Raw genomic sequence first — 23,485 nt, forward strand, 5'->3', positions numbered from 1 at the left:
AGAATTTCTCGAGAAGTTAAAGAAAAATGAAGTAAAGCCGTTTAAACTCGCAATTTAATAAGTAATCTATTGCTTTAGTCGACTAGTGTCCAGTATTAGGGGGTTATACCGGATTGTTGTACAAACTACAACTTTTACTCGTAAAGTAGCCTTTTGGCATGTGAAATGTTGTAGAAACTACAACATTGGTAATCACGGCAGCACATCGAAGTTACTGAACGATAATAACATCGAATTTTTGAGTTATGCTTACCAGTTTTGAAGCGGCACAATAAATGAAAAGACAGTTTTATCAACCAGCCCAGCTAACGGTGGCTAAAGCTTACTCTGAGCACTTTGAACTCATTATATTGAATTAGCAATCGTTATCAATGGACGTAATAAAGATGACTCCTGCAAATACAGGAGCCATCTTCTAACAGAGGGTCTTTCTTTTAAGTGTCAACGAGTGGGGTCACAGTTCAGGTGTTAATGGGTTAGGCTGTTTTCGTTACGATCATTAGAACGATTCACTCGTCAAAACCAAGCTTGTTCATCTTGTTATACAGTGTTGCTCGTGACAGGCCGAGCCGCTTGGCAGTCGCCAGTTTGTTGCCTTTCTCCAGTTCCAATGCTTTGCTAATGATCTGTTTCTCGTGAACTTCCAACTCCTTCTGCAAGGTTTGGATCACATTCGGAATTTCCTCTTGTAGGGGAGAATCATCCCTATGTTTACTGGCATGGATCGACATCGGCAGGTCATCTCTTTTCACCGATCCGTCTGCAGCAAAAACGACCAATCGTTCAATCGCATTCCGTAGCTCTCGTATATTGCCGGGCCAACTGTAATGAAGCAGATCCAATAACACATCTTGCGGGACATGTTGAATGTATCGGTTATAGCTAACTGAAAATTCGTTCAAGAAACAGTGCGTCAGTTCGATGATATCTTCTTTTCTCTCGCGAAGCGGGGGGATTTCAATCGTAACCACATTCAAGCGGTAGTAAAGGTCTTCTCGGAATAACCCCTGTTTGACTTGGGCGTTCAAATCGCGATTTGTGGCGGCAATGATCCGAATATCGGCTTTCAATTGCTTGGTTCCGCCTACGGGGAAATAGGTTCTTTCCTGCAGTACACGCAAAAGCTTGACCTGCATATCGAGCGGCATTTCACCAATTTCATCCAAAAATAAGGTGCCGCCCGTCGCCAGTTGTATTTTCCCCTTTTTGCCGTTGTTGTCAGCTCCAGAAAAGGCGCCTTTTTCATAACCGAACAATTCGCTTTCGAATAGAGAAGGAGAAATGGCACCGCAGTTAATCGCGATAAAAGGAGCGTCCGGTTTTTCTCGAACGTCATGGATGGCTTTGGCGAAAAGCTCCTTGCCGACACCGGTTTCACCGAGAATGAGCACCGTTGCTTTGGTCGTACCAACTTTTTTACACATGTCTATCGTTCGCTTAATGGCGCTGCTCGTTCCTTTGATAGGGCTAAATGGATCGGTCGATGGTTGAAGCTGGGCCATTTGCTGCTGCAGTTGATGGACCTTGGAAGTGGCGTTGAATAGCTCCTGATTCAACCGGACCTCATTGGTGATGTCCGTTTCTGCAACGACGGAACCAATGATTTGCCCATTAAGGCGAATAGGGTTCGAGTTAATCAGGACATATAAATCGGGCCGTGGTTGGTGCAGCTTGCGAAACACAGAATCACCGGTTTTATGGGTTTGTAAGATTTGCAGCCTATCAGCAGGGAAGAAATCGGCCATAGGTTTGCTAAGAATGTCGTCGGCTTTTATAGAAAAGATTCGCTCGGCTCCTTTGGTCCACACGACCGTCCGTTCTTGATCATCAATCATGGAGATGGAGGCATCCATCGTGTCGATCATGGACTCGAAATAAGCTTCCAAGACTTGGTGTGCTTGATGAAAGGCAGTAAGCATATTGGCAGCGGTTATATAACCGATCGGCTGGTCGGCAGCATTACTTACAAGGATGTAATCGGTTTCGTGAAAAAGCGGGATGACAGCGTCCATCGGCGTCTTTTGGGAGACGGATAGGGCGGTTTGCCAGGGCACATTCATCCAGCTAAGCCCGCTAGCCGTGTGTTCTTCGACGTAATAATAAAGCTGCAAGCCGTCTTTATAAAAAAGAACCGTTTTTTGATTCGGCAGCAGGGTGGATACATATTGGGCAAACCGAGCTTCCGCATCGTCCTCTTTTTCAATGAAACAATAATTGTTCTGAATCAAATCCTCTAGGATAGGGGCTTTGTGCTTCATGATCATGACCTCGCCTTATATGGGTAGCGTTTATGTTTAAAATTATACGCTTCATGTGAATATGTGTAAATTTTTTTAGACACATGTGGCTCAAAGACTTGGCATGAAAATTGCTTATTAAAAATGTATGAGTGATGAATCTACATGTTGGAAAGGGAATTTGTCTATGGGTGTGAATCATGCGGAAGTTGTCATTATTGGAGGTGGAATCGTTGGTTCAGCCATTGCTTATTTTTTGAGTAAACAAGGGTTGGACGTAACCGTGCTCGAGAAAGGGGAAGTGGCGAGCGGCACGTCATCTCGTTGCGACGGCAACATTTTGGCTATCGATAAAGATCCAGGCTTCGACAGTCAAATGTCGCTGGTCAGTCAACAGATCATCGATGAACTGAGCCGGGAATTGGCATGTCCGTTCGAATATAGGGCGCCAGGCAGCATTCTCGTCTGTGAAACGGATGAAGAAATGGAGGCAGCGCAGCAGTGGGTGAAGAGGCAGAAGGCGTTAGGACTTCCGTTTCGGATGCTGGACCGGCAGGATATTCGCCAAGAGTCTCCTTTCCTTGCTGACGATCTTCCGGGTGGACTCGAGTGCGGCACAGATTCGACCGTCAATCCTTATCTGCTTACGTACTCCTTATTTGATGATGCTCAAAAAAAATATGGTGCCCGTGTTTGTTTGAGAACGGAAGTTACTTCCATCAACAGAGATCCGGTAACAGGAAATTTCAAGATCAGCACGAATCAGGGTGAGTTTACCGCTAAAAAAATCGTGAATGCTGCAGGTGTATGGGCTCCGCATATCGGCCGCATGGTCGGCTTAGACATTCCGATTGTGCCCAGGAAAGGGCATCTGATCGTTGCCTCTCGTCAAGTCCCTGTCGGCTTGCGGAAGGTGATGGAGTTCGGTTATTTGATCTCCAAATTCGGCGGCCAGCGGAAAGTCGACCCGCTCACGGAGAAGTATGGTGTTGCCCTCGTATTCGAACCTACGGAAAGCCAAAACTTTTTGATTGGCAGCAGCCGGGAGTTTGTCGGTTTTGATACCCGCGTAAATATGGAAGTTGTACGTTGCATGGCAAGAAGAACGCTTCGTTTTTATCCCAAAATCGGAGATTTTCAAATCATTCGTACTTATACGGGGTTAAGGCCTTGGACGAAAGATCATTTGCCGATCGTGTCAGCAGTCAATGAGGTGCCGGGCTATTATATCGCAGCAGGCCATGAAGGAGACGGCATCAGCTTAGCTGCGGTGACGGGGAAACTGATGAGCCAAATCATTACGGAGCAGTTAGAGACGATCATTTCAACCGAACCTCTAAAGTTTGAGAGATTTCAGGAAAGGGTGGATTCTACGTGAAGAGCAAAAAAGTGTTTACGACCGTAGATACGCATACCGGCGGAAATCCTACGAGAACAGTGATCAGCGGACTTCCCAAACTTGTAGGGTCAACCATGTCGGAAAAAATGCTGCATATGAAAACAGAGTATGATTGGATTCGAAAAATATTGATGTACGAGCCAAGAGGGCACGGCGTCATGTCAGGCGCCATACTCGTGGAACCTTGCCATCCGGAGGCGGATATCGGTGTGATCTATATCGAAACCGGCGGTTATTTACCGATGTGCGGTCATGACACCATAGGCGTTTGTACGGCATTGGTCGAGACCGGAATGATCCCCGTCATAGAGCCCACGACGTATTTGAAGCTCGATACGCCAGCGGGACTGGTTGAAGCTGAGCTTGCGGTGCAGAACGGGAAGGTTCGAAAAGTAGCTTTTCAAAATGTTCCCGCCTTTTTGTATAAGCATGTAAGGGTAGAAGCAGAAGGATTGGGAGACGTCTACTGCGACATCGCATATGGCGGCAACTTTTATGCGATAACGGATGCCCGGGTGTTGGGGCTTGAACTAACGCCATTCAACGCAGATACCATTGTGAAAATGGCCGTAAACTTGCGCAAGGCGATTAATCAATCGGTTGAGGTGGTGCATCCGGAGGCCCCATATATAAGAGGATTGACCCATGTTGAATTTTATTCAAACCCGACACATCCGGATGCCCATGTGAAAAATACCGTGATCGTCCCTCCCGGTGGAATTGACCGCTCTCCTTGCGGTACTGGAACATCGGCTAAGCTTGCGGTGATGTTTGCCAAAGGGGAAATACGCATGAATGAGGAGTTTGTACACGAGAGTATTGTCGGTTCGCTGTTCCGCGCCGAGGTAGTTGGCACCACGCAGGTAGGTCGCTTCCCGGCTGTGGTGACCAGAATCGAAGGTTCGGCATGGATGACGGGGATGCACACATTTTTTATGCATGAGGATGATGAGCTTAATGAGGGGTTTTTATTGATTCCGCCTGCAGAGGATCACTGAGAAAGAAGGGGAAAACGATGGAACTAAAGCAGTATTATACAACAATTGACGCGCATACGGGAGGAGAACCTTTGCGTATTATTACAGGGGGGATTCCACCTTTAAAAGGCGATACCATCCTTGCGAGAAGGGCTTACTTTCGCGAACACTATGATTACATTCGGAAGGTGCTCATGTTTGAACCGCGAGGGCACCATGGGATGTACGGATGCGTAATCACATCGCCAGTAAGTCCAGATGCCGATTTCGGCGTACTGTTTATGCATAACGAAGGATTCAGCACGATGTGCGGACATGGCATCATTGCTGTGGTAACGGCTGCCATTGAAATGGGCTTTCTTCCGGCAGCCGAGGAACGCTCGCAGATTATTTTGGATACTCCGGCTGGCAAAGTGTTTGCTAAAGCCGAATGTGAAGGCACAGAGGTGAAATCGGTTTCGTTTCTGAACGTTCCTTCCTTCGTTTTCGCACAAGACGTACGAGTAGAGGTTCTAGGAAAGTCTTTTACGGTAGACATCGCTTTTGGCGGCGCCTTCTATGTAATTGTCAAAGCAGAGGAGCTTGGCATCTCTATTGACATTGCAGAGTTGTCTAAACTCCAAGAATGGGGGGCTGCGATTAAGGCCTATGTCGAGAGCCATATGACGGTTAGCCATCCCTTAGAGCCGCAGCTGCAGGGCATTTATGGCGTGGTCGTTTCCGATACTCCGCGTAAGGAAGGCTCGCATTTGCGCAATGTGACGATATTTGCAGATAGGCAAATTGACCGTTCGCCTTGCGGAACGGGAACTTGCGCGCGTATGGCAGTATTGCATGCCCGTGGCGAGTTAGAGATCGGTCAAATCTTTGTGCATGAAAGCATTGTAGACAGTCAGTTTACGGGACGCGTCATAGAAACTGTGAAAGTGGCTGAATATGAAGCTATCGTCCCTCTTATCCAAGGTAGAGCTTTCATTACCGGGACACATCAATTTATTGTTGACCCGTCTGACCCGCTCGGGGAAGGCTTCCTTCTGGGTTAATGGAAGTAGCGGGACTAAGGAGGAGGAAGCGTACATGTATTCATATAGCGTAACGCAATGGATCTACGGAAATGAAGATTTGGAAACGAGTCTAATTCGATTGAAAAAGTACGGTTATGACGGTGTGGAACTTGCCGGTGAACCCGATAAGATGGACCTGGGTGCCGTTCAATCGCTGTTAAGCAAGTTCGATCTGGCATGCACTTCCATATGTGGAATTTATACATTGGACCGTGACCTCTCTAGTCCTAATGCGGAAATACGGAGTCATGCCGTTCGTTATGTGAAGTCATGCGTCGACATGGCTGCGCAATTGGGGGCTTCTGTTGTCATCGTCGTTCCGTCGCCAGTCGGGAAAAGCGCCCCAGATTCGGCCTATCAGGAAGAGTGGAGGCTGGCAGTCTCCAGCCTTCAAGATGCAGGGGACTACGCGAAATCGAAAAACATCATTCTGGCGATCGAGGCGTTAAATCGATTTGAAACCTATTTGGTCAATACATTAAGCGCGGCTAAACAGCTGGCCCAAGAGGTGAACCAAAGCAGTGTACGAATCATGGCTGATTTGTTTCATATGAATTTGGAGGAAAGAAGCCACAGATCTGCACTTCAGAACATAGCTCCCTATTTGGCTCATGTTCATATCGCTGACAATACGAGAGAAGCGGCCGGTTTAGGCCAAACCAACTTTGAGGATGTATTTAGAACTTTGCATGAGCTCGGTTACCAAGGGTGCATTACCATGGAATTTATGCCGCCGGTATCTAATCCGTACATGGCGGCTCAACAAAGCGAATCCGGCGCACTTCATGATCGATATACCCAACAATCCATCAATCATATCAAGGGCATCATCAGAGCATTGATGAAATAAGGGTTTGGGTTCGAAAGATGTACTTTTTGCAGGACGAGGCTGGTCAGCCTAAACCTAATAGGACCGTCAGATGTTCCCTGACGGTTTTTTTATAAAAGCAAGAAGGTGTGCTCGATTTTACTCTTAACCACAACTTGGAATTGGATTTCTGGATAAATCTTATCCCAATCCTTTTCGAGGTCTTTCCACTGCTTGGGGTACTTCCGATGAACGATTTCTTTAATTCCGATGAGATCGACCTTGTTTTTTTTCGTATAAGCAATAAACGCCATCATCTGTTCCTTTAAAGAATCATTCAGTTGATCTTTCCACTTTTCAAGTTGTTCAGGGTCGATCTTCGTTTCTTTTTGTACCTCTGCTACGTCAAATTCAGCGTGAAGTTCTATCGTAACTGATGGAATACCATTTTGCAGGTGAGGTATGATCTTCGCTCTTGTGGACGATTGTACCCACGCTGCTTATGATCTGTCTAACAGCATGGATATCTAAAAGAAAACGTAATTCTATATCTGAAACGAAATGAAGAACTGTAACAAAGGGCAGCCCCCAAGTCGAATGCCGACTTGGGGGCTGCCCTTGTGTTTTAAACAGTTATTTCATCTCATTATTTTCAAAAATGGATAAACGTCTTTGAAGACTCTCTTTCCAATTCACTTCGATCATTTCAGCAGCTGCAGCAAAATCCGCTGTTTTTAGTGCGTGGATAATTTTCGTATGCTCCTCGACAGACTGCGCGGCTCCTAAAAAACCGTTGAAGTAGGTAACTTCATGGCGGCGAAGCTTTTTCTTCAAACCATCTAATACACGGATAAGCTCTTTGTTAGCTGATAAATCGATAAAGACTTGATGAAATTGATGATCAAACTTCTGTGCATCCAGCGCATTTTCATTTTTCAAAGCCTGAGTAAGGCCTTCGTTAAATGCTTCTAACTGCTCTACATGAATAGCTTGAAAATTTGTCTGTGCAAATGAAACAGCAAGCTTCTCCAGCGACCAGATAATCGGGTATAGCTGATAAGCTTCATCAAAATCAACTGGGGCCACTTGTGTCCAGCTATTTGCTTTTGTTTGCACCATGCCCTCTTCTTCTAATCGTAGAAGAGCCTCACGAATTGGCGTGCGACTTGCCCCTAACACCTCGGCTAATTCTTGATCTTTCAATTTATCCCCAGGTTTTAAAATCCCGGTTATGATCCATTCTTGTATTTGATGGTAAACCTGTTCCCGTATGGAAGAGCGGTTTACTTTAGATGCATGTGTAGGTAACAATTAAATACCTCCTCAACATTACTTGTATGTAATATATCATGTGGAATTTGTGTTCATCAAGCGAGTAAAGAAGGTACCTGTTGTTTTAACAAGGGATCTTGACACTGTATTATTTCAAATGTAACATGTAATATATTGCATATCAATATGCAATCGCATGATATTTGCCAAGAGAACTAACACATTTATTTGGAGGATGAGGCAAATGACGGATATAGCAGCAATGAAATATATTGCAAATGAGCATGCCCGAAAAAAAGAAATCGAAAAAACGCGTATTGCATTTTTGGATAAAGAAGTTGTAGAAAAAGTTAGACATTTTCACAGGAGTTTTCCTGAGTATCAGGTAACTCCACTGCATAGCTTAAACGAATTGTCACGAAAACTAGGCGTAAGTAAGATATGGATCAAAGACGAATCCTACAGATTTGGACTTAATGCTTTTAAAGTATTGGGCGGATCCTATGCTGTTGGACAATATTTGGCAGAAAAATTGAACATGGATATGTCAGAGCTTTCTTTTGAAAAACTAAGATCGAAAGAAATGAAAGAAATACTCGGGGATATTACTTTTGTGACAGCTACGGATGGGAATCATGGAAGAGGGATTGCCTGGGCGGCAAATCAGCTAGGACAAAAATCAGTCGTGTTTATGCCAAAAGGTTCATCAGAAATACGATTAAATCATATTAGAAAAGAAGGAGCAGAAGCTTCTATAACGGATTTAAATTATGATGATACGGTAAGATTGGCAAATCAATATGCAGATGAACATAATGGCGTATTGGTACAAGACAGTGCTTGGGAAGCCTATGAAAAAATCCCCACGTGGATTATGCAAGGATACTGTACGCTTATTGATGAAGCAATGGAACAGATGAAGGCTGCTGGACAAGAGAGTCCTACGCATGTATTTCTTCAAGCAGGGGTTGGTTCTTTTGCCGGAAGTATACAAGGATATTTGTTATCTCAATTTGGTGAGGATAGACCTATAACGATCATTGTTGAGCCCAATGAAGCCGCGTGCCTATTTAAATCTGTTTCAAAAAATGATGGGAAGCCTCATGCAGTAACAGGTAATTTGTCTACTATAATGGCAGGGCTTGCTTGCGGTGAGCCTAGTACAATTGCTTGGGAAATTTTAAGAGATTATGCGGATATGTATATAGCTTGTCCTGATCATGTGTCGGCGAAGGGGATGAGAATGCTGGGAAATCCAATAGCGGGTGATCCTAAAGTTATTTCAGGCGAATCCGGTGCCGTCGGTTTGGGCGTTTTAAGTTTGATTTTGGAAGAAAATGATTTTCCTGAAATCGCTGAAAAATTAAATATAAACAAGGATTCAAACATTCTCATTATTAGCACAGAGGGAGATACAGACCCTGAAGGTTACAGGAAAATAGTGTGGGATGGCATCTATCCATCTGTTTATTCCAAATAATAGGCTATAATGAAAGGGGAAATGTTAGATGCTTTTTAAAAGTTTAAACCTATCCATCGACGCCGATCGCTTGCTCGGCCGAATTCGTGAGCTCGGGCAGATTGGCCGTGACGATGATAGTGCACTGACGAGGCTGGCCGCCTCCGAAGCCGATAAGGCAGGTCGCCACGCGCTTGTGGCTTGGATGAAGAATGCCGGTTTGGAGATTGCGGTTGATCGCATCGGCAATGTTTTTGGCATCTGGCGAGGTTCAGACAATGGCGATCACGCGCCAATCCTGGTTGGCTCGCACATTGACACGGTCATCAATGCCGGTATTTATGACGGCTGCTATGGTGTGCTCGCCGGCGTCGAGGTGATCGAGACCTTGCGGTCGGCTGGATTTGTCCCTTCCCGTCCGATCGCGGTCGCAGCGTTCACCAATGAGGAGGGCGTGCGCTATGCGCCTGACATGATGGGCTCCCTAGTGTTTGCGGGAGGTCTCTCGGTCGAGGAGGCGCTCGCAACAGTGGGCACCGACGGGACCTTGTTAGGTGCAGAGCTTGAGCGTATTGGTTATGCGGGCGCGGAAGAGCCGGGCTCCTTGCAGCCGCACGCCTATGTCGAGCTCCACATCGAACAAGGACCGGTGCTCGAGCGTGAGGGCATCCCGATCGGCGCGGTGGAGAACCTTCAGGGAATCTCGTGGCAGCGCGTCACGATTGAAGGTGTCGCAAACCACGCCGGTACGACTCCCATGGCAATGCGACACGATGCAGGACATGCGGCTGCCCGTGTATTGACATTCTTGCGCGACCGAGTCTCCGGCTCGAACGCGCCCACTGTGGCGACGGTCGGCTGCATCAATTTCGAGCCCAATGCGATCAATGTTATCCCGTCGCGTGCCACGTTCACCGTTGACCTGCGTGATCCGGATGAGATGAGATTAAAGAATGAAGAAACTGCACTCGCAGATTATTTAATAGAACTCGCGTCTGCCGAAGGCGTATCGATCTCTGTCGAGCGGCTGGCTCGCTTTGAGCCTGTCATCTTCGACAACAACATCGTCGAGTTGGTAGAGCAGGCCGCCAAGCAGCGGGGACTGAGCTCCAAGCGAATGACGTCTGGCGCAGGCCACGACGCTCAGATGATCGCTCGCATTTGCCCGGCGGCTATGATCTTCGTTCCTAGTGCCCACGGGATCAGCCATAATCCTCGCGAATACACTTCGGGGCCGGAGTTGGTTAACGGCGCCAACATAATGCTTGACGTCGTAGGCAAGCTCGCTGGCCTCGATTAACCTTTTGTGAATTAGGAGAATTATCTTCAATGAGTGAACGAGCAATTGGCTTAAATAAAACGTATGCTATGCAGTTGGCAACCATCTTTGTGGGATTCATTATTTTTGGAATATCAGAAAATATTAAAGGTCCAGCAATTCCGCTTATTCAATACGATTTTAGTCTGGATGAGAAGCAGCTTGGCACCCTTTTGTCACTCAATGCGTTTGGTTATTTGATCGCCTGCGCTTTTACGGCGTACTTGACCCGCAAATTAGGTGTAAAAGCTGTGAGCCTTCTTGCCTTCGGGACTATGCTGATTTCGGGAATCCTTATCTTTTTCTCCCGCAGCTATCCGATTTTCTCCTCGTCTTATTTTTTGATGTACATTGGCAATGGTATGCTTGAGATCGCTCTTGCCATTCTTGGAGCTCGTATTTTTGTCAAAAATACCGGCACAATGATGAATTTGTCCCATTTCTTTTATGGGCTCAGTTCTATTGCAGCCCCCATGCTTGCATCAGGTTTGATGTCGGTGAGCCTGTTCGGGCATATAGTAGACTGGCGGGGGATGTATCTCATCATGCTTTCCTTGTCCGTACTGCCGATGATTCCAGCATTTCTCGGCTCTTTTCCGGATGACAATCTGCCTCATGAGGAGAAAACTCCGTTAAAAACGTTGATACGCGATCCTGCTATTTGGCTAATCGTACTCATTCTTACGTCTGGTGTCGTATCGGAAATGGCGGTGGGAGGATGGTTGGTCAATTTTCTGGAAAAAGCCTATAAGTGGGAATCCGTTTCTGCATCCGGCATGTTGTCCGCGTTCTTCTTATGCTTCTCGCTTGGAAGACTCCTGCTGGGACCAATCACAGATAAGATCGGGTTCAATCTATCCCTCATTATTTTCTCTGGATTTTCCTCCGTAAGTACCTTCCTCGCGATCTGGGGAGGAGAGTCATTTGCATTTCTGTTCGCTGTAGCTGGAATAGGAATTTCGCTGGTTTACCCAACGGTCATGGCCTTTATTGCTAGGAGATATCCACACAGCAGTGAAACTGCCATCACATTTGCCGTTACCCTCATGGGTATTGGGAGCGTTATCGGTAACTATGCGATTGGGGCTATCACCAACGGCATCAAAAACCTCTACGGATCAGAAGGGGAAATGGGGCTGGTGCGCGGACTACAAGCGGGATACGGATTTATCGGACTTTGCGCGCTCATCTGTGCGTTATCAGGCATTATCTTGTATAAATATTTGAAAGCACGCAAAGAGCTGATATAATTTCGGAACTTGAAATAAAAAGCGTCCTCCAAACTGTTTAGTCGGTTTGAAGGACGCTTTTTCCTTTTTAGAAGGCAGGAACTACTGCTACTCCGTACTTGTCTTGGATAAATTTTTTCACTTCAGGAGAGGTCAAAGCAGCTCCCAGTTTTTTGATTTCATCGCGGTTTTCGTCACCTTTGCGAACGGTAATTACGTTGGCGTAAGGAGAGTTTGCATCTTCTCTGAACAAGGCTGTTTTTGGATCGATTTTAGCCTCAATAATAATGTTCGTGTTAATAACCGCGCCATCAAGATCTTGTAAGGATCTAGCTAAAGTAGGGGCTTCCGCTTCCACAAATTTCAGATTCTTCGGATTGCTGACGATGTCTTTAGGTGTTGCTTGGTAGGTAGTCAAGCCGTCTTTCAACTTGATTAATCCTTGCTGCTGAAGGAGAACAAGCGCTCTATATTCATTGGATGGATTGTTCGGAATACCAATTTTCGCGCCATCTTTAATATCATCCTTCGATTTGAGCTTGGTAGAGTAGAAACCGATAGGCTCAACGTGAACTTTGATCGGATTCACAAAGTCGAAGCCTTTTTCAGTTTTAACCGAATCGAAGTAAGGCACATGTTGGAAGTAGTTGGCGTCGATTTGCTTATCTTTAAGCAGCTGATTCAACAGACCTTCATCCGTGACTTTAACGACAAGGTTAATTCCTTGTTCCTTTAGCTTCGGTTTAACAAAATTAAGGATTTCAGAGTGCGGAATTTCTGCGGATCCGATGGTTAAAGTAACTTCTTTTTTTGGTGCTTCTGTTGGAGCGCTGGTTGGTGCTGTCGTAGTTGCGGCTGTTGCAGCTGCTTTGGGGCTGCTTGATGCCTCCGTGCTGCTCTTGGCACCGCACCCAGCAAGGATAACACTAAAAACTGCGAATAATGAAACGATAGAATAGAATCCCTTTTTAGCCATGAATAACTCACTCCTATTTCTTTTATGTATATTTGGTCATGCAATGAAACCGATAGGAACAATAGTGCTCTAGCTTTAATCAAGGCTTTAATCCAGCTTGAAGCGTTTTTTATTTATGGACCTAGAGATGTAGTCTCCTGTCCACTGAAATATTTGAACTAGAAGAATAATGATAATGACAGTTGCGATAAGGACGTCTTCACGAAATCTCTGGTACCCGAAACGGATGGCCAAACTGCCCAGTCCTCCGGCACCGATGGCTCCAGCAATGGCCGTAAACTCGGTGATGGCGATAATGGCAATCGTGACTCCACGCACAAGCGCTGGCAGGGCTTCAGGAATAAGCACTCTGAAAATAATCGTAAATGGGGAAGCTCCAACGGCTTTGGCCGCTTCTATTTTCCCAATGCTGACTTCCTTCAACGATGTTTCGATAATCCTTCCCAAGAAAGGCGCGATACCGATTGAAAGTGACACGATGGCGGCCGTAGGACCCAAGGTGGTTCCGACAATCAAACGCGATAAAGGCAGCAGCAGGACGATTAATATGATAGATGGAATGGAGCGAATGCAGTTAATGACCATACTAATGACTTTATGAAGCCCCGTAGCTTCAAGAATTCCGCCCTTCTCTGTTACCACTAGAGTGACGCCGAGCACAATACCCATAATCAATGCGAAAATGGAAGACCAAAACAGCATATAGAGTGTTTCTAAAAGAGCAGGCCAGAGTAATTCGATTAATTCTTGTATCATAGGCTGACTCTCACCCTTTCTTCCACGTGATGCTTATTGCGGTAGAAATCTATGATTTTTACGAATTTCTTGGCAGTGTCGCTTTCGGGATTTAGGAAAAATTTGTCCACGGATCCTTGCTCAACGATCTTACCTTTCTCGATAACCGCAAAGTTTTTGCAAATATGCTGCAGCACATCGAGTTCATGTGTGATCAGCACAATGGTCAAATTAAGCTTACGGTTGATGTCTTTTAGCAGCTCTAGAATCGAGTAGGTTGTTTGAGGATCAAGCGCTGATGTCGCTTCATCGCTGAGCAGTACGTCTGGTTCATTAGCAAGAGCTCTGGCGATGCCAACCCGCTGCTTCTGACCTCCGCTCAACTGGGATGGATGAGCATTCTCTTTATCACTAAGTTCTACAAGTTCCAGTATTTCTCTAACACGCTGGCGAATGTACGATTTGGGATGACCTGCAACTTGCAAGGGGAAGGCCACATTTTCAAATACAGTCATGGAATCAAGGAGGTTAAACTGTTGAAAAATCATGCCGATTTTCAGTCTAGCTAGGCGCAAGTCTTTCTCTGAGAGGTCTGTAATGACCTTGCCTTCGATCTCAATGCTCCCGGAATCAGGCTCTTCCAACCGGTTTAGACATCGAATTAGTGTTGATTTGCCTGCACCGCTGAAGCCTATAATGCCAAAGATATCCCCTTTATCGATCTCAAGATTGACATTCTCTAAGGCGGTGAACACGGATTGTGGTGTTCGGTATGTTTTATTGAGATTTTTGATGACAATCATGGTGACCCTCCTTAATGCCTATTAATCCGAGTGATTTAGTTTAATTTAAATGATGTCTCAAATTCTGTCAAGAATATTTCTTTCACCGCTAGTTCAGGCTTTTCATCCTGGGATTGACGGTAATTGGGGAGGGTGGTAAATTAAAACAAATTAAATTTATTGTATTACTTGGAATTAAAGGAGGAAACCTCATGTCTCGTAAAAGACAAATAAAACTGTCCGCCTATTTGGTGGGAACCGGCATGCATGTAGCATCTTGGAGACATCCTGATGCTCAGGCGGATGCCAGCATAGATATTGATTATTACAAACATTTGGCTCAAATTGCGGAGAGAGGAAAGTTTGATATTGCCTTTATTGCGGATAGCTTGGCTATTAATGAGGAGTCGCATCCGAATATTTTGACCCGCTATGAACCTATCACCTTAATTACAGCGTTAGCAGGGGCGACCTCGAAGATCGGCGTTGTCGCGACAGCCTCCACCTCTTACGTGGAGCCCTTTAATCTGGCGCGTCAATTCATGTCCGTTGATCATATCAGCAAGGGCAGAGCCGGTTGGAACATTGTAACGACTAGAGATTTATCCGGGAATACAGCATTGAATTTCAATGGCAGTGAGCATTATGAGCACAGCTATCGATATAAGCGGGCTGAAGAATTTATTGACGTGATCAAAGGCTTATGGGATTCCTGGGAAGATGATGCCTTCATTCGCGACAAAGAAAGCGGCCATTTTTTTGACCGCAGCAAGCTTCACAAGCTGGACCATGTAGGCGAGTTTTTCTCGGTGCAGGGGCCGTTAAATATTCATCGTTCTAGACAAGGCCACCCAGTGCTGGTGCAAGCCGGATCCTCGGAGCCTGGACAACAGTTTGCCGCCAGAAGTGCAGAGGTTATTTTTTCACATAAAAATAGCCTCGAGGACTCTCAAGAATTTTACCGTTCATTCAAAAGTAAGGTCGTCTCCTTCGGCCGCTCCGCGGATGAAGTGCATATTCTACAGGGCATTTCGCCGATTATTGGGGAAACAGAAGAGATAGCACAGCAGAAGCTTGCTTACTTGGAATCATTAATAACCAATGAAACAGGCCTAAAGTTCCTGACCGATTATTTTGGAGGGTTGGATTTGAGTGAGCATACGCTCGAAACCAGAACGCTTGATATTGGATTTGGCGAACTGACGGGTGTACGATTCGAATATGAGAAATTTCGTCCTTTCGTTATCAAAGAAAATCCTACCCTTAGAGAACTATACTCTTTGTTAACCGGGTCATATACCGTCAACGACTTTGTAGGAACGCCTGAAAAAATAGCCAAGAATTTAGAAAAATGGTTTGTAGAAAGAGCAGTAGACGGCTTTATGCTGATGTCACCGCTTTTGCCGAGCAGTTTGGAGGATTTTGTAAATCTGGTCGTCCCACTTTTGCAGGAGAAAGGATTGTTCCGGACCGAATATGAAGGTGATACGCTTCGTGATCATCTGAATTTGCCAGTGCCCCCAAATCGGTATAGCTTAACGCAGTCGGCATCCAATAAGTAATGCTTTCCTTACGAGGAGGAACAACATGTTAAAGGATTTAGAAATATTTGAAGCGTCGCCATCTCAGGTAGAAGAAGTGTTAGCGATATGGCTAGAGGCCGCCTATTGGATGCAGTCTAAAGGCATAGACCAATGGCGGCCTGAACATTTTAACCGAGATGTTGTTTTGGACTATTTTACGAATCGGCATATCTTTCTAGCTAAATATAACAACGAGTATGTGGGAAGTTTTGCCCTCCAATGGTCAGACCCTAGTGTATGGGGAGATTTACATAACGAGGAATCCGGCTATTTGCATCGGTTTGCTGTTCGTAGAACGCAGGCAGGACGCGGATTTGGCGGTTATTTTCTGGCATGGATCGAAGACTATGTGAAATCCAAAGACAAAAAATTCTTGAGACTCGATTGCATGGCAACCAATGAGGTATTGAATACCTTTTATCGCAGCCATGATTTTACGTATAAAGGCACCTTTGACTTGAGTAATGGGAAGGTTAGCTGGCGAGGAAGCTTGTATGAGAAGAAATTATAAATACAGGTTTCGCAAATTTACTGTTGACTGTTGCAGATGTTTTTAATAGAATTAACCAAGGGTTGTAATTCATACTAAATGACTAGGGATTAAAAGCGTTTGATGTACCAGATATACTGGACATATCTATCGGCCGCCAACGCATCCTCATAGCAGGATGAAGTAGAATGATAATTATTTAACCTTTGGATAATAAATACAGCTAACTCGACAACGAGAAGCAAACTGATCCAGTTTGTTTCTTGTTGTCTTTTTTGCATTTTCACATTTGGAGGCTGTTCTATGGCAACTACCCACACGAATCGTATGGCGCTGAGAAACACAATTACAAGTAACAATCGAAACATCCCACAACAGATCGGCGGCACCTATGAAAAGATGCTAAGGAACTCACTTTACAAGTTCTTGCTTTTTGTATCTGGACTGCCAGTGAATTTGATTGTGACCCTTATTTATCTCGTTCGAAAGAGATCCGATCCATATTTGCAGATTAGAAAGGAGACAGTAAATCGTTATCGTCAAGAGGGATATGAAAACCGACTTATAGAGGATGCTAGAAAACAGCTTACTAACAAGTATTTATTTTTTAATAAACCGATTAGCACAATCAAGCTTCAAAAAGAGGCGAAACGATTCGCAGACAACATCTTTCATGAAGAGGTTACGAAAAAAGTAGAGGAAGTCATAAGAGTTAGTGGGGTCAATAAAGTTACTTTTGGCGGTACTTTTAAAATGCTGATCTCGAATCCGTTGTTTTTTATGGTTTCACTACTTCCGGGTTTATTGATGTACCTGATCATTTACATCTACAGTATGCCTTATTTGAAATACGTGTTCGATCGCTTAGTCATGATGGTCTTTGTTATTTTCGGAGTCACATTTCTAGTCTTCACGATTCTATATTTATCTCCTCTTGACCCTGCGGCTAACATACTAGGTCAGACGGCAACACCGGATCAGCTGAATCAATTCAATCAGGTCTATGGGCTGGATCAGCCTTATCTCATTCAATTGTGGAACTCTTTTAAAGGACTCATTACTTTTGATCTAGGCAAGTCGTTCTCGGGGAACGAGATGGTGTCAACAGAGATTACTCGCAAGCTTCCGATCACATTGAAATTAACGGTGATTTCATTAATCATCGCGATTCTTATGGCAATACCTGCTGGTCTTATTTCGGCAACAAGGCAGTATTCTTTCTTCGATTATGGCTTCATGTTACTTGTATTAATTGGTTTATCGATCCCGGATTTTTGGCAGGGGCTCGTAGCCATATTAAATTTTTCCATCAAGGTAAATTGGCTTCCAGCCACCTATAATCCGGACAAATGGCTGTCCTTAATCAATCCAGCCATTGTGTTAGGGACGGGACTCGCAGCATCGGTAGCTAGGATGACAAGATCTTCCACGCTCGAGGTAATTCATCAAGATTATATCGTTACGGCTAAAGCCAAAGGATTAAGTGAACGCAAAGTCATCTTAAAGCACGCACTCGGCAATGCGCTTATTCCCATCGTCACTGTGATCGGATTACAGTTTGGCGGTATGCTTGGCGGCGCTGCTGTAACGGAAAAAGTATTTAACATCAACGGGATTGGCAGCTATATCGTAGATAAGCAGTTTATTCCAGATATTCCGGGCATTCTAGCTGGGGTAATCTATGTAGCTGTGACCATTTCACTGGTCAATTTGCTGGTAGATCTATTATATGCATTCCTTGACCCCCGAATCAGATCCAAAATGAGAGACTACTAAAGCGGGTGCATGATGAGCAAACAACACTATATGAATCGTGAAACCAAACGTAAGCTGAAAGCTTTTCAGGAATACAAGCTTTCTAACTTTGCATGGTCTTCATCTCTTGTAATATCTATCTTATTTTTATTGGGTGGCTACGATCTGTTCGAGCGGACCATACATATTCCATTTCTTACTTTTGCAGGTATCTATTTAATTTTCGGACTGTTACAGCTGCTCGTTTCGGTGAAAATCAAAAAGGATGTCTTGGAAGGCCATGCGATCAAAACGTCGACTCGGATCTTCGGATTTTCACTGATTGTTGCTCTGCTGACAGGAAATATATTCGTCGCAATCGCTGCGCTCGATATGATCAAAAAAGAAAAATCGATTGAATATACACTAGCCATTTATATGGCTTTGACGAACTTTTGTATCATCTGTATCTCAGCATTGAATGTATTCAAACCCTACGTTTCTGATTTGTTTTTACTAGGCATGGGCATTCTTATCGGAATCAGCATCTTACATTTCCTTTCCATGTTTATGATCTCTGCCTTTGTAAAGAACGGAGCGGTGGATCGCAGGCTTGCACCCCTGGCCTACCTGCTAATCCTCACTTCGATTACTGGCAATATATTCTCCTTGCTTCTAGGGTTTACGTTGTTATCCAAAATTAAGAATGGCAACAAGGAAATACTCGTGACGTGGATTGATATTTTGCGAAGATTATTTAGAAATTCCATGGCTGTACTCGGTCTTTTATTCATCACAGTTCTGCTCTCCATATCGATCTGCAGCTATTTTACTTTCGAGTATTCGCTTGCGATAGAAAACAATTATTCAACACTTCTGCTGCCTCCAAGTCTGGAGTATCCCTTTGGAACGGATGATTTCGGAAGATGTGTGTTTACAAGAATTGTGTTCGGCGGACGAATTTCATTACTAGTAGGCTTCATTTCGACATTAATCCCGGTCCTTGCGGGTGGATGCTTAGGTGCTTTATCCGGTTATTACGGCAAGTACATCGATAACTTCATTATGAGAGCTTTAGATATTTTATATGCGGTTCCGGGGATGCTCTTAGCCATTGCAATCGTGGCAGCATTCGGGGCTAATACAACTAATTTAATACTAGCGCTCAGTATTGGATACATCCCAACCTATGCAAGGACAATGCGGGCGACGGTTTTAAGCGTTTCGAATTATGAGTTTATTGAAGCCGCTAGAGCATGTGGAGCGAAGGATCATATCATCATTTTCAAACATATTATCCCGAATTCCTTGGCACCGATTATTGTGAAAGCCACGTTGACTATAGGTGTAGCCGTCATTTCTACCAGCAGTTTAAGTTACCTAGGTCTGGGCGTTGAACCTCATATCCCGGAGTGGGGCAATATTTTGAAAATAGGAAGCGATTATCTGGAATCCAAATCGTATTTGGCCGTTTACCCGGGGCTTGCGATCATTATGATGGTGTTATCCTTTAACTTTTTTGGGGATGGGCTTCGAGATGCCTTGGATCCGAAGTTGAAATAGGAGATGGATGGAACATTGGACAACATACTAGAAATCAAAAATCTCCACGTTCATTATGTGACGGAGGATAGCGAAATTAAAGCTGTAAATGGTGTGAATCTAGCAATCAAGAAAGGAGAAAGTCTAGGGCTGGTCGGCGAAACGGGCGCAGGGAAAACGACAACAGCGCTGTCGATTATACAATTGATCCCCGACCCTCCGGGAATAATCGTAGAGGGTGAGATTCTTTTTAACGGGAAAAATTTAATTCATAACACAGAAAAAGAGAACAAACAGCTCAGAGGCAACGGAATTTCCATGATCTTTCAGGATTCGATGACGGCGCTAAACCCGATTATGCGGGTTGGCGAGCAACTAGCCGAAGTAGTCATCACGCATACCAAGGCGAGTAAAGCGGAAGCCAAAAGGCAGGTCATCGATTTGTTGGAAACCGTTGGGGTGAAGGCAGACCGCTACAATGATTACCCGCATCAATTTTCCGGTGGCATGAAGCAGAGGGTGCTGATCACGATGGCGCTGCTGTGTAATCCGGAATTGTTGATTGCAGATGAACCTACAACAGCCTTGGATGTAACCATTCAGGCTCAGGTACTCGAGCTTATAAAGCAGCTAAGAAAAAAATATAACATGTCCATGATATTAATCAGTCATGATCTGGGTGTTGTTGCGGAGACATGCGACAGAGTTGCCATCATGTACGCCGGGGAAATCGTCGAAATTGGCACGGTTGAAGAAGTGTACACCAATCCAAAGCATCCTTATACGAGAGGGCTCTTCGAATCGATACCCAAGCTCGAGGAAGATCAGTCCAGGTTATTTCAAATTGAAGGAACTATGGCTAGTCCCGCCTCATTGCCGAAAGGCTGCTACTTTCACCCTAGATGCAAATACAAAGCGGACATTTGTGAAACCATTTCACCGGGAATGCAGGGAGAAGAACATCTTAGCAAATGCCATTTCTCACTACGAGATGAGGTGTTGGCATGAGTTCACAAAATGTGTTAGAGATCAAACACGTAAAAAAACATTTTGCCGTTCCAAAAGGCTTACTGCATGCCGTAGATGATGTTTCTTTTAGCGTGAAGAAGGGTGAGACCTTAGGGATTGTAGGGGAATCCGGGTGTGGGAAGAGTACCTTAGGAAGAGTCATTCTAAGATTACATGAACCGACAGCTGGCAATATCTTGTTTAAGGATATGGACATTACCACCTTCAGTAAAGAGGAAATGCGGCAAATGAGACAGCATATGCAGATTATTTTCCAAGACCCGTATGCTTCACTAAATCCAAGATTGACGGTTTCGCAAATCATTGAGGAGCCATTAACCTTCTTTAAACTATATAAAACAGACAAAGAACGCAAAGCCAGAGTAGCAGAGTTGATGGATTTAATTGGGCTGCCACAGAGAGCTTACAATGCGTACCCGCATGAATTTGACGGAGGACGAAGGCAACGGGTCGTTATCGCTAGAGCCTTAGCCATTAATCCTGACTTTATCGTATGTGATGAACCGGTCAGTGCACTCGACGTATCTGTTCAAGCGCAAATTCTCAATCTGATGGTGGATTTGCAAAAGCAGCTGGGGCTGACCTATATGTTCATTTCCCACGATCTATCCGTCGTCAAACATATCTCTAACCATGTCGGCGTGATGTACCTAGGCCAGCTGATTGAGAAAGCGTCCAAGTCGGCATTTTTCAAAAGGCCGCTGCATCCCTATAGCATGGCTCTCTTATCGGCGATCCCGTCTGTCAACGTAAAGGAGAAGAAGGACAAGATCATTCTGAAGGGGGAAATTTCATCTCCTATTAATCCGAAGCCGGGCTGCCGTTTTGCTCCAAGGTGTCCTTTCGTTCAAGACGCATGTCTGGAGAAAGATCCTGAATTTAAGGAAATTGAAGCTGACCATTTTGTTGCCTGTCATAGGGTTGAAGAATTTGCTCAAGGACTACTTCATTATCATTAATTCCTCAACTATTTGAGTGGTTATATATAGCTATACAACAATTACTGGGAGGATTTTAGATGAAAAAGAGAGCCATACCCGCACTATTACTAAGTAGTATGCTTGTACTAGGAGGTTGCTCAATTGCAACGAAGAAAGATGTTGTCGCAGAGACAAGTAAGGAACCCGCAGCCGTTCAGAAACCGGTCGATATCGAACTGCTTACAATGAGCAGCAATGAAACAGATGCCAACGTTATTCGGGATCAGCTATCCAAATCAGGTTTCAATGTGAAATTGAACCTGCAGCCCGACTTCGGAAGCTTTACCGCTCAGCAAAAGGCGGGTAATTTTGATATTGCCATTTCCAGCTGGACGACAGTAACCGGAAATCCGGATTATGCGGTAAGATCCTTGTTCAAAACAGGTGGAGATTATAATAAAGGACCAATCAGCGATCCTGAAGTTGACAAGTTAATTGATACGGCTGCGTCTCAAACGCCTGAACAGTATAAAGCAACGTATGAAAAATTGGAGCAGCGTTTGGTATTCGATAAAGCGTATATCGCTCCTCTGTACGTATCCTTGAAGAACCAAGGCTTGAATAAGAATGTATTGAACGATAGCTCCGTACGACTGTCCAAATCAAGATCGATGGTATGGGAAGCTATTGATTTCGCGGATACATCCAAAAGGGATAAGGATCCGTTAATTTTACAACAGAGTATAGCAAGCTTAACATCCCTTGATCCGATTAAAGGGAATGATGGATCGATTAATATGCTGAACACGAACATGTATGTAAGGCTGGTTAATTTGACTGATGATGATAAAATCACGGCAGATGGTGCGTTATCCCATAACTTCGCCATTGCTAATGGCAATTCAGAGTATTATTTCCTCTTGAGGGATGACATTAATTTTGCCAAAATTCAAGCGAAAGCAGCTGTCGATTCCAAAGATCGAGTCGGCGCTGAAGACGTGGTATTCTCCCTTAACCGTGCTAAGAACAAGGACTCTGTTCCAGACCACAGAACGTACAGCTTGCATGAGCATATCAAAAGTGTCGAGATTGTAACCGATCTAAATACGTTATCATCTGTTAAACAATCAGGATCAAACAGTACGATTAAAGAAGCTCTTGAAAAAGGATTGAAGTCTCCGATCAGCGAATTGTCGGGCAATAAGACGGATGTTAACAATCAATCTGGGAAATATCAAGTTGTTAAATTAACGACGACCGAGCCATTCCCGCAAGTATTGAACTATTTGGCACATCAATCGGCAGGTATTGTTTCGAAGAAACAGGTCGAAAGTATTAATACGTATGATGTGGCTAAGTATGATGTGAATAAGGATATTTCCTACGGTGATCAAGCGACAGTAACAGAAGGCGCAAAGTATAACAATGCACTCGCGGCCAGCGGCCCATACATTCTTTCTTATAAGAATGATTACGAGGCAGTATTTTATAAAAATCCAGGCTACAGAAAAGGTACCGAATACGAGCCTAAGATTTCTAAAATAGTCGTACGTTTCATCAAAGATGCGGATAGCGCGTTATCGGCATTAAGAAGCGGCGAGATTCATGTGTACTACGGAGTTTCCGAAACGAAATTCGATTTAGTGAAAAATGACAGCAAGCTCAAGCTGCAAACACTTGAAAGCAATGGGGTAGTTTATCTTTTGTTTAACTTGAACAACAGAGAAGTATCCAAAAGTGAAGATTTGAGAAAAGCAGTTTTGTATGCCATTAATCAAGATGAGCTTATTAAAACGTACAATAACAATAAATTTAAGGCAGTTTCAACGTTAACGCCACTAGTTAAAACAGGCTTGGAGTTGAAGGCGGATCCTAGCAAAGTGAAGGAATTCTTGAAGAAGTACAGTGAAAGTAAATAAGTGAAGGGTGAT

At 44.4% G+C, this 23,485-nt stretch carries 19 protein-coding genes and 1 pseudogene; 14 read left to right on the forward strand and 6 right to left on the reverse strand.

Annotated features, from left to right (window positions below; translation table 11 throughout):
- Positions 1-509 precede the first annotated feature (509 nt).
- Complete coding sequence (locus AC58U0_RS31055; RefSeq protein WP_497382670.1) at positions 510-2,258, reverse strand: sigma-54 interaction domain-containing protein; 1,749 nt, start codon at positions 2,256-2,258, stop codon at positions 510-512.
- A 166-nt stretch (positions 2,259-2,424) separates the two neighbouring features.
- Between AC58U0_RS31055 and AC58U0_RS31060 the strand changes: the two genes are divergently transcribed.
- The 4 genes from AC58U0_RS31060 to AC58U0_RS31075 are packed head-to-tail and all read left to right on the forward strand — an operon-like array spanning position 2,425 to position 6,527.
- Positions 2,425-3,615 carry an NAD(P)/FAD-dependent oxidoreductase gene (locus AC58U0_RS31060; protein WP_497382671.1) on the forward strand — a complete coding sequence of 397 codons (1,191 nt, stop codon included), beginning with the start codon at positions 2,425-2,427 and terminating at the stop codon, positions 3,613-3,615.
- Positions 3,612-4,634: a proline racemase family protein gene (locus AC58U0_RS31065; RefSeq protein WP_497382672.1), complete on the forward strand. Its 1,023-nt coding sequence runs from the start codon at positions 3,612-3,614 to the stop codon at positions 4,632-4,634. The genes AC58U0_RS31060 and AC58U0_RS31065 overlap by 4 nt, the downstream gene beginning before the upstream one ends.
- 17 nt (positions 4,635-4,651) lie before the next feature.
- Entirely contained in the window at positions 4,652-5,656 is a 1,005-nt protein-coding gene (locus AC58U0_RS31070) for a proline racemase family protein (RefSeq protein ID WP_497382673.1), read from the forward strand.
- 34 nt (positions 5,657-5,690) lie between these two features.
- A complete protein-coding gene (locus tag AC58U0_RS31075; RefSeq protein ID WP_497382674.1) occupies positions 5,691-6,527 on the forward strand; it encodes a TIM barrel protein in 837 nt (278 codons plus the stop codon).
- Between the two features lie 89 nt (positions 6,528-6,616).
- On the opposite strand, the pseudogene AC58U0_RS31080 reads toward AC58U0_RS31075, so the two are convergent.
- A pseudogene (locus AC58U0_RS31080) lies at positions 6,617-6,961 on the reverse strand (Ger(x)C family spore germination C-terminal domain-containing protein); the annotation flags it as partial.
- 157 nt (positions 6,962-7,118) lie between these two features.
- A complete protein-coding gene (locus AC58U0_RS31085; RefSeq protein ID WP_497382675.1) occupies positions 7,119-7,796 on the reverse strand; it encodes a GntR family transcriptional regulator in 678 nt (225 codons plus the stop codon).
- Positions 7,797-8,001: 205 nt separating this feature from the next.
- Between AC58U0_RS31085 and dpaL the strand changes: the two genes are divergently transcribed.
- From dpaL to AC58U0_RS31100, 3 genes are read left to right on the forward strand one after another with little or no spacing between them, the layout of a single operon-like run.
- Positions 8,002-9,237, forward strand: coding sequence for a diaminopropionate ammonia-lyase (dpaL, locus tag AC58U0_RS31090; RefSeq protein WP_497382676.1), 1,236 nt, complete (start codon positions 8,002-8,004; stop codon positions 9,235-9,237).
- A 28-nt stretch (positions 9,238-9,265) separates the two neighbouring features.
- A complete protein-coding gene (locus tag AC58U0_RS31095) occupies positions 9,266-10,516 on the forward strand; it encodes a Zn-dependent hydrolase (RefSeq protein WP_497382677.1) in 1,251 nt (416 codons plus the stop codon).
- A gap of 29 nt (positions 10,517-10,545) precedes the next feature.
- A complete protein-coding gene (locus AC58U0_RS31100) occupies positions 10,546-11,784 on the forward strand; it encodes an MFS transporter (RefSeq protein WP_497382678.1) in 1,239 nt (412 codons plus the stop codon).
- 67 nt (positions 11,785-11,851) lie between these two features.
- On the opposite strand, the gene AC58U0_RS31105 is transcribed toward AC58U0_RS31100, so the two are convergent.
- From AC58U0_RS31105 to AC58U0_RS31115, 3 genes are all read right to left on the reverse strand, one after another.
- Positions 11,852-12,739: a MetQ/NlpA family ABC transporter substrate-binding protein gene (locus AC58U0_RS31105; protein WP_497382679.1), complete on the reverse strand. Its 888-nt coding sequence runs from the start codon at positions 12,737-12,739 to the stop codon at positions 11,852-11,854.
- 87 nt (positions 12,740-12,826) lie between these two features.
- Complete coding sequence (locus AC58U0_RS31110; protein ID WP_497382680.1) at positions 12,827-13,495, reverse strand: methionine ABC transporter permease; 669 nt, start codon at positions 13,493-13,495, stop codon at positions 12,827-12,829.
- Positions 13,492-14,277, reverse strand: a complete 786-nt coding sequence (locus tag AC58U0_RS31115; RefSeq protein WP_497382681.1) for a methionine ABC transporter ATP-binding protein — start codon at positions 14,275-14,277, stop codon at positions 13,492-13,494. The genes AC58U0_RS31110 and AC58U0_RS31115 overlap by 4 nt, the downstream gene beginning before the upstream one ends.
- A gap of 191 nt (positions 14,278-14,468) precedes the next feature.
- Between AC58U0_RS31115 and AC58U0_RS31120 the strand changes: the two genes are divergently transcribed.
- From AC58U0_RS31120 to AC58U0_RS31150, 7 genes are all read left to right on the forward strand, one after another.
- Positions 14,469-15,818, forward strand: a complete 1,350-nt coding sequence (locus AC58U0_RS31120) for an LLM class flavin-dependent oxidoreductase (RefSeq protein WP_497382682.1) — start codon at positions 14,469-14,471, stop codon at positions 15,816-15,818.
- Between the two features lie 25 nt (positions 15,819-15,843).
- Positions 15,844-16,350, forward strand: coding sequence for a GNAT family N-acetyltransferase (locus tag AC58U0_RS31125; RefSeq protein WP_497382683.1), 507 nt, complete (start codon positions 15,844-15,846; stop codon positions 16,348-16,350).
- Positions 16,351-16,632: 282 nt separating this feature from the next.
- The gene (locus AC58U0_RS31130; RefSeq protein ID WP_497382684.1) at positions 16,633-18,105 is read left to right on the forward strand and encodes an ABC transporter permease; all 1,473 of its coding nucleotides are present in this window, start codon (positions 16,633-16,635) and stop codon (positions 18,103-18,105) included.
- Positions 18,106-18,117: 12 nt separating this feature from the next.
- Positions 18,118-19,626, forward strand: a complete 1,509-nt coding sequence (locus AC58U0_RS31135; protein ID WP_497382685.1) for an ABC transporter permease — start codon at positions 18,118-18,120, stop codon at positions 19,624-19,626.
- 15 nt (positions 19,627-19,641) lie between these two features.
- Positions 19,642-20,613 carry an ABC transporter ATP-binding protein gene (locus tag AC58U0_RS31140; RefSeq protein ID WP_497382686.1) on the forward strand — a complete coding sequence of 324 codons (972 nt, stop codon included), beginning with the start codon at positions 19,642-19,644 and terminating at the stop codon, positions 20,611-20,613.
- Entirely contained in the window at positions 20,610-21,593 is a 984-nt protein-coding gene (locus AC58U0_RS31145; RefSeq protein WP_497382687.1) for an ABC transporter ATP-binding protein, read from the forward strand. Before AC58U0_RS31140 ends, AC58U0_RS31145 begins: the two co-directional genes overlap by 4 nt.
- Before the next feature lie 59 nt (positions 21,594-21,652).
- Positions 21,653-23,473, forward strand: coding sequence for an ABC transporter substrate-binding protein (locus AC58U0_RS31150; protein WP_497382688.1), 1,821 nt, complete (start codon positions 21,653-21,655; stop codon positions 23,471-23,473).
- Positions 23,474-23,485: the final 12 nt, after the last annotated feature.

It is taken from the genome of Paenibacillus sp. J31P190 (assembly GCF_059692075.1).